The organism is Sulfurivirga sp. (assembly GCF_015490265.1).
Lineage (GTDB): Bacteria > Pseudomonadota > Gammaproteobacteria > Thiomicrospirales > Thiomicrospiraceae > Sulfurivirga.
On record NZ_WFYD01000059.1, the window covers coordinates 1 to 7,315 of the forward strand.

9 protein-coding genes are annotated in these 7,315 nt (G+C 63.5%); 5 read left to right on the forward strand and 4 right to left on the reverse strand.

All coding sequences use genetic code 11. The features are described 5' to 3' along the window. Positions 1 to 208: 208 nt before the first annotated feature. The 4 genes from trxC to asd form a co-directional block, all read right to left on the reverse strand. Complete coding sequence (gene trxC, locus F8K16_RS04040; protein WP_294947257.1) at positions 209 to 631, reverse strand: thioredoxin TrxC; 423 nt, start codon at positions 629 to 631, stop codon at positions 209 to 211. 54 nt (positions 632 to 685) lie between these two features. Beyond that, positions 686 to 1,159, reverse strand: a complete 474-nt coding sequence (locus F8K16_RS04045) for a hypothetical protein (protein WP_294947259.1) — start codon at positions 1,157 to 1,159, stop codon at positions 686 to 688. Positions 1,160 to 1,391: 232 nt separating this feature from the next. Next, positions 1,392 to 1,730 (reverse strand): P-II family nitrogen regulator, encoded by a 339-nt coding sequence (locus F8K16_RS04050; RefSeq protein WP_294947261.1) that lies wholly within the window; start codon positions 1,728 to 1,730, stop codon positions 1,392 to 1,394. A gap of 3 nt (positions 1,731 to 1,733) precedes the next feature. Next, on the reverse strand, positions 1,734 to 2,618 hold the full coding sequence (gene asd, locus F8K16_RS04055) for an archaetidylserine decarboxylase (protein ID WP_294947264.1): 885 nt from the start codon (positions 2,616 to 2,618) through the stop codon (positions 1,734 to 1,736). A 55-nt stretch (positions 2,619 to 2,673) separates the two neighbouring features. Between asd and F8K16_RS04060 the strand changes: the two genes are divergently transcribed. From F8K16_RS04060 to lepA, 5 genes are all read left to right on the forward strand, one after another. Further along, entirely contained in the window at positions 2,674 to 3,888 is a 1,215-nt protein-coding gene (locus F8K16_RS04060) for an argininosuccinate synthase (RefSeq protein WP_294947267.1), read from the forward strand. Beyond that, on the forward strand, positions 3,885 to 4,379 hold the full coding sequence (locus tag F8K16_RS04065) for a phosphatidylglycerophosphatase A (protein ID WP_294947270.1): 495 nt from the start codon (positions 3,885 to 3,887) through the stop codon (positions 4,377 to 4,379). Before F8K16_RS04060 ends, F8K16_RS04065 begins: the two co-directional genes overlap by 4 nt. A 48-nt stretch (positions 4,380 to 4,427) precedes the next feature. Continuing rightward, positions 4,428 to 4,721 carry a rhodanese-like domain-containing protein gene (locus F8K16_RS04070; protein WP_294947272.1) on the forward strand — a complete coding sequence of 98 codons (294 nt, stop codon included), beginning with the start codon at positions 4,428 to 4,430 and terminating at the stop codon, positions 4,719 to 4,721. A gap of 69 nt (positions 4,722 to 4,790) precedes the next feature. After that, positions 4,791 to 6,089, forward strand: coding sequence for a dicarboxylate/amino acid:cation symporter (locus F8K16_RS04075; protein WP_294947275.1), 1,299 nt, complete (start codon positions 4,791 to 4,793; stop codon positions 6,087 to 6,089). Between the two features lie 101 nt (positions 6,090 to 6,190). Continuing rightward, on the forward strand, positions 6,191 to 7,315 hold a 1,125-nt coding region (gene lepA, locus F8K16_RS04080; protein WP_294947310.1), incomplete at its 3' end, for a translation elongation factor 4.

Sequence of the window (7,315 nt, forward strand, 5' to 3'; positions counted from 1 at the left end):
ACCCTGCTCAGCGAGCTGGTGTGAGCGTCACCGGTATGGGGGATAAGAAAAGCGCCGCATTCCGCGGCGCTTTTTGTTTTGGGGGGTGACGGCGTGGTGGTCACGGGCATGTCACCGATTCATGGGGGGCTGCGCAAGGCATTCAATCGATGATTGGCATGGCGAGGGGGTTGAATGAAAACGGCCCCGTGCCGGGGCCGCAACGGGATCACAGATTCTGCGCCACCCACTGGGCGAACTGCTGCGGCGGCAGGGCGCCGGAAATCTGCGCGGCCATCTGGCCATTCTTGAACACCGCCAGCGTGGGAATGGAACGGATGCCGAACTGGGCCGCCAGCTGCGGGTTGGCCTCGGTGTTGATCTTGACAAAGCGCGCCCGTGGCTCGAACTGGGCGGCCACCTGGGCGAAGGTGGGGGCGAACATCTTGCACGGCCCGCACCAGGGCGCCCAGAAATCCACCACCATGGGCTGATCCGTCTTCTGCAGCGCCTTGATGAACTGTTCTGTGTTCATCTCCACCGGCTGGCCGGTGAACAGCGCATGCTTGCACTTGCCGCAGGTGGGGTTGGCATCGAGTTTTTCTTCCGGCACGCGGTTGAGCGCGCCGCAGTGTGGACACATGACGATCATGGTTGCATCTCCTTGTTCTTTTCAGGAGATGTATGGGGCGGCAGGTGGCGCTTTTCAAGCCTCGCCGTAGTGGGCCCTGACCCATTCCGGCGCCGGGGAAGGTTCGCCGGAGATGTTGTAGCCGGCGCGGATGAAGTTGTGCAGCGTCTCGTCATGGGCGCGGATCAGTTCCACGATCTTCGGATCGTCGCTGGTCAGCTCCGCCACTACGCCGTCCGGCTCGTTCTCGTAGCGCATGCGGATCTGGTCGCGGAACTCGAACAGGGCGGCGAACAGCGGATCCCATGAGCGGATGGCCCGGCCGGAGGCGAAGCGCTTCTCCATGCCTTCCACATGTTGCTGCAGCACCTTGACCAGACCGGGATCGGTGCTGCGGGTGACCACGCGGATGCCGTTGGGCAGGAAAGCGGTCTTGCGGTTGAGCTTCCAGTGGTTTTCCAGCAGCTGACTGAACAGCGCCTGATCCCGCCTGTGCGCCTCGTCCGTGCCGTGTCCGAACTTGTACTGGTGCTTGTCTTCGCAGGCCATGGTGCGCCTCCTCCCTTTCAGTGAATGCTGAAATTATGGCACAAAAAAACCGGGCGCAAAGGCCCGGAGGAAATCTGCAATCTGAGGAGCAACACTTGATGAAGGCCGGACACGGAAAGGGGTGTTCTGCCCAATCAAGGTTAAAGACAGTTTATGGGGGGATAAGTTTTGAGAGTATGGAGAAAGTCTTGAGAAATGTTGCGGCGCACCCTCCGGCGCGCCGAAGACAGGGTCAGAGCGCTTCTCGCCCTCGTTCGCCGGTGCGGATGCGGATGACGTCATCAAGCGGGCTGACGAAGATCTTGCCATCGCCGATCTTGCCGGTCTGGGCCGCCTGCGTGATCGCTTCAACGGCGGATTCCACCAGATCTTCCGCCACGGCCACTTCCAGCTTCATCTTGGGCAGAAAATCCACCACATATTCGGCGCCGCGGTACATCTCGGTGTGGCCCTTCTGGCGGCCATAGCCCTTCACTTCGGTCACGGTCAGGCCGTGGATGCCGATCTCATGCAGCGCCTCGCGCACGTCGTCCAGCTTGAAGGGCTTGATGATGGCGGTAATCAGTTTCATGCGTCAACCTCCACTTGCTTCGCTCGTCGTTTCTGATTCTGTTGCCGGCAACAGCGGCTCGCCCATGCGGATGGTCGCCGGGGTTGGCAGATCCGCCAGCCGCGCCAGCGCATTGTCCGGCGTCAATATTATCACGGTCGAACCCATGTTGAAGCGGCCGATCTCCTCGCCCCGGGCGAAGCGCAGGTCTTCCTTTTCATAGTCCCAGTGCTTCAGCGCCGGGCCGTAGGGCGGGGTGATGCGTCCGGCCCAGACGGTCTCCATGCTGCCGACGAAGATGGCGCCCACCATGATCAGCGCCAGCGGCCCCCGGTCGGTCTCAAAGCGCAGGATGAGCCGCTCGTTGCGGGCGAACAGGTGGTCCACATGGGCGACGGTGGCCGGGTTGACGGCGAACAGATCGCCCGGCACGTAGGTCATGGACACCAGTCGTCCATCGGTGGGCATGTGCACCCGGTGGTAGTCCCGGGGAGACAGATAGATGACCGCCTGTGCCCCGTTCTCGAACTGGCGCGCGTAGGAGATGTCGCCGCCCAGCAGCGCCTCCAGCGTGTAGTCGTGGCACTTGGCCTGCACCAGCGTGTGGCCGTCGATGCGCCCGGCCCGGCTCACCACGCCGTCGGCCGGGCTGATCAGTTCCGCATCGGCGATGGGGCGGGCGCCGGGTTTGAGCGCACGGGTAAAGAAGGCGTTGAAGCAGGGATAGGCGGTCGGATCCGGCTCGGCGGCTTCGTCCAGATCAATGTCGTACAGGCGGACGAACCCCTTGATCATCAGGTTCTTCAGCCAGGGGGTCTCGCGGTTGGCCAGCCGGTGGACCAGTTCCGAGAGCAGATGCTGCGGGACCAGATACTGGGGCAGCACCTTGAACAGCCAGGCAAGGTTCATGGGGTCACTCGCTTGTTATAATGTGCTGATTTTAGTGGATAACGGGACGCGAAGCATGAAAGAGAAGATCAACAAGGTGGTGCTGGCCTATTCCGGCGGGCTGGACACGTCCATCATCGCCAAGTGGCTGCAGGAAGCCTACGACTGCGAAGTGGTCACCTTCACCGCCGACATCGGCCAGGGCGAGGAGGTGGAGCCGGCGCGCGCCAAGGCGCAGGCCATGGGCATCAGGGAGATCTACATTGAGGATCTGCGCGAGGATTTCGCCCGGGATTACGTCTTTCCCATGTTCCGCGCCAACGCCATCTACGAGGGCGAGTACCTGCTGGGCACCTCCATCGCCCGTCCGCTGATCGCCAAACGGCTGGTGGAGATCGCCGAGGAGACGGGGGCGGATGCCATCGCCCACGGCGCCACCGGAAAGGGCAACGATCAGGTGCGCTTCGAGCTCAACGCCTACGCGCTCAATCCGGACATCAAGGTGATCGCCCCGTGGCGGGAGTGGGACCTCAACTCCCGCGAGAAGCTGATGGCCTACGCCGAGGCCCACGGCATTCCCATCGAGAACAAGAAGGGCAAGAAGTCGCCCTATTCCATGGACGCCAATCTGCTGCACATCTCCTATGAGGGGGGGCTGCTGGAGGACCCGTGGAACGAGCCGGAGGAGAGCATGTGGCGCTGGACTGTCTCACCCGAGGCGGCGCCGGATCAGCCGCTCTATCTGGAACTGGAGTATGAGCGGGGCGATCTGGTGGGCATCAACGGCGAGCGCATGAGTCCGGCGCAGGTGATGGAATACCTCAACCGGGTGGGCGGCGAGCACGGCATCGGCCGCACCGACATTGTGGAAAACCGCTTTGTGGGCATGAAATCCCGTGGCTGCTACGAGACGCCGGCGGGCACCATCATGCTCAAGGCGCACCGGGCCATTGAGTCCATCACGCTGGACCGTGAGGCGGCGCATCTGAAGGATGAGCTGATGCCCCGCTACGCCACGCTCATCTACAACGGCTTCTGGTTCGCGCCGGAGCGGGAGATGTTGCAGGCGGCCATCGACCAGACCCAGGAGAAGGTCACCGGCACGGTGCGCGTCAAGCTCTACAAGGGCAATGTGATCGTGGTGGGACGCAAGTCGCCCTACAGCCTGTTCGACGAGAAGATCGCCACCTTCGAGGACGACGAGGGCGCCTACGACCAGAAGGACGCTGAGGGCTTCATCAAGCTCAACGCCCTGCGGCTGAAGAATCTGGCGCGCCGTCAGCGCTCATGAGCCGCAACACCCCCAGCTGGTCTCGTCTGCAGGATGAGCCGGCGCTGATGCTGGCCTTCGGCTTTGGCAGCGGCCTGAGCCCGAAGGCCCCCGGTACCGTGGGCACACTGGTGGGGCTGTTGCTGGTCATTCCGGTGGCCCTGTGGCAGCCGTGGCTCGGCTGGGCGGCGGTGGTGTTGGGGGTCGCCTTCGGCCCGCAGCTGTGTCAGGCGGGCATTGACGCCACCGGCGTGGAGGATCACCCCGGCATCGTCTGGGACGAGATGGTGGCCATCTGGCTGGTGACGCTGGCGCTGCCGGCGCAGACACCGCTGTGGTGGCTGGCCGGCTTCGCCGCCTTCCGCTTCTTCGATATCCTCAAGCCGCCGCCGATCATGCAGCTGGAGCGCATCAGCCATGGCGGCTGGGCGGTGATGGTGGACGATCTGATGGCGGCCATCTACGCGCTTGGCATGGTCTGGAGCGTGCATCTGTGGCTTTTGGCGCCCTGATTAAGTAAACTTTGACCCGACGCATAAAGAGGTTCAAGAGGACCCGACATGTTCATTTCCTGTGAAGAGGCCAAACGGCTGATCAAAGAGCAGAACGCTCAGTTCGTGGACGTGCGCACGCCGCCGGAATACGAGATGAGCAAGCTGCCCGGCGCCATCAACATTCCGCTGCAGGAGCTGGAGGCACGCGTCAACGAGCTGGACAAGAGCCGTCCCATCGTGGTGTTCTGCCGTTCCGGCAGCCGTTCCCACATGGCGCAGCAGATGCTGCAGATGATGGGCTTCCATGACGTGCACAACATGGGACCCTACACCGCATGGTATCAGTGTCCGGATGTGTGAGCGGAGCCTGAAGGATTCCGAAAGCGCCGCAAGGCGCTTTTTTGTTTTGTGTAATGGAAGGGCCGGAACATGATCAAGCGTTTTACCCGACTGGCGCTGCACTGGCAGATTCTCATCGCGCTGGTGCTGGCGGTGGCCATGGGGCTGTGGAGCGGCACGGAAAGAACCCTTCTGGGCGTCAGCTGGCTGAGCATCTACACCTTCATCGGCACGCTGTTTCTCAATGCGCTGAAGATGATCGTGGTGCCGCTGGTGATGGCCGCCATGATCACCGGCATCGCCACCATCGCCCGCCAGGGCGGCTTCGGCCGGCTGGGCGTCAAGACGCTGGGTTACTATCTCACCACCAGCCTGATTGCCATTCTCATCGGTCTTGCGCTGGTCAACCTGCTCCAGCCGGGCGCCGGCGTGGACAACCCGCCCCGGCTGGGAGACACGGCCGAGATTCAGCAGAAGATTGAAGGGCGCGGCATGGGGGATATCGCCCTGGTGTTCCTGCGCATGGTGCCGCCCAACGTGTTCGAGGCCATGGCGCAGCCCAACATGCTGGGGCTGATCTTCTTCAGCCTGCTGTTCGGCTATTTCATGATGAAGATCGACAACCCGGGCCGCCAGACGCTGGAGCATTTCTGGCAGGGCGTGTTTGACGTGATGATGAAGCTCACCGACTGGGTGATGCGCTTTGCCCCGCTGGGCGTGTTCGGGCTGGTGGGCGCGGCGGTGGCGAAGACGGGGCTGGACGCCTTCGAATCGCTGGGGTGGTTCTTCCTCACCGTGGTGCTGGGGCTGGCGACGCACTTTTTCGTGGTCATGCCGCTGCTGCTGCGCTTTGTGGGCGGCGTGCGCAACCCGTGGAAACACTACCGGGTGATGCTGCCGGCGATTCTGACCGCCTTCTCCACCAGCTCGAGCGCCAGCACTCTGCCGGTGACCATGGAGTGCGTGGAGAAGGGCGCGGGCGTGTCCAACCGCGTCTCCAGCTTCGTGCTGCCGCTGGGGGCCACGGTCAACATGGACGGCACGGCGCTCTATGAGTGCGTGGCGGCGCTGTTCATCGCCCAGCTGTTCGGGGTGCATCTGGATTTCGCCCAGCAGTTTCTCATCGTGGTGGTGGCGCTGCTCACCTCCATCGGCGTGGCCGGCATCCCGTCCGCCTCGCTGGTGGCCATCAGCATCATTCTGGTCGCCGTCGGCCTGCCGGGTGAGGCGGTGGGGCTGCTGCTGGTGGTGGACCGGTTGCTGGATATGATGCGCACCACCGTCAATGTCTTCTCCGACTCGGTGGGCACGGTCATCATCGCCCGCAGCGAGGGAGAAACCCATGTGCTGGCCGAAAAGACGCCTCAGAACGGGGCGCGGACGGCCTGATGCCGGCGCGGCCGGCGGCCGACCCTGCAAAAATGGGGGAGACCCCGTCTCAGACGGTAAAATAGGCCGGTTTTGACAGGACTGACATACAAAAGGCTTCCATGACCCAACCGCTGGAACGGATTCGCAACTTCTCCATCATCGCTCACATCGACCACGGCAAGTCCACGCTGGCCGATCAGTTCATCCGCGTCTGCGGCGGGCTGTCGGAGCGGGAGATGCAGGCGCAGGTGCTCGACTCCATGGATCTGGAGCGGGAGCGCGGCATCACCATCAAGGCCCAGAGCGTGACGCTGCACTACAGGGCCCGGGACGGGCACACCTACCAGCTCAATTTCATCGACACGCCGGGGCATGTGGATTTTTCCTACGAGGTGTCCCGCTCGCTGGCGGCGTGCGAGGGCGCTCTGCTGGTGGTTGACGCGTCCCAGGGCGTGGAAGCGCAGACGGTGGCCAACTGCTACACCGCCATCGAGCAGGGGCTGGAGGTGCTGCCGGTACTCAACAAGATCGACCTGCCGGCGGCGGATCCGGAGCGGGTCAAGCACGAGATCGAGGAGATCATCGGCATCGACGCCTCCGAGGCGGTGGAGGCCAGCGCCAAGGCCGGCATCGGCATCGAGGACATTCTGGAGCAGATCGTCGAGAAGATTCCCGCCCCGGAAGGCGACCCGGCGGCGCCGCTGAAGGCGCTGATCATCGACTCCTGGTTCGATCCCTATCTGGGCGTGGTGTCGCTGGTGCGGGTGGTGGACGGGCGCATCGAGAAGAAGATGAAGATGCGCGTCATGTCCACCGGCGAGGATTACGAGGTGGATCAGGTGGGCGTGTTCACGCCCAAGCGCACGCCCACCGAGGCGCTCAACGCCGGTGAGGTGGGCTATGTGATCGCCGGCATCAAGGACATCGACGGCGCGCCGGTGGGGGATACGCTCACCGACGCGCGCAATCCGGTGCCCGAGCCGCTGCCGGGCTTCAAGCCGGTGCAGCCGCGGGTGTTCGCCGGCATCTTCCCCATCAGCTCCGAGGACTACGAGGATCTGCGCGAGGCGCTGCGCAAGCTGCGTCTGAACGACGCGGCGCTGTTCTTCGAGCCGGAAACGTCCGATGCGCTCGGCTTCGGCTTCCGCTGCGGCTTTCTCGGCATGCTGCACATGGAGATCATTCAGGAGCGGCTGGAGCGGGAATACAACCTGGACCTGATCACCACCGCGCCCACTGTGGTC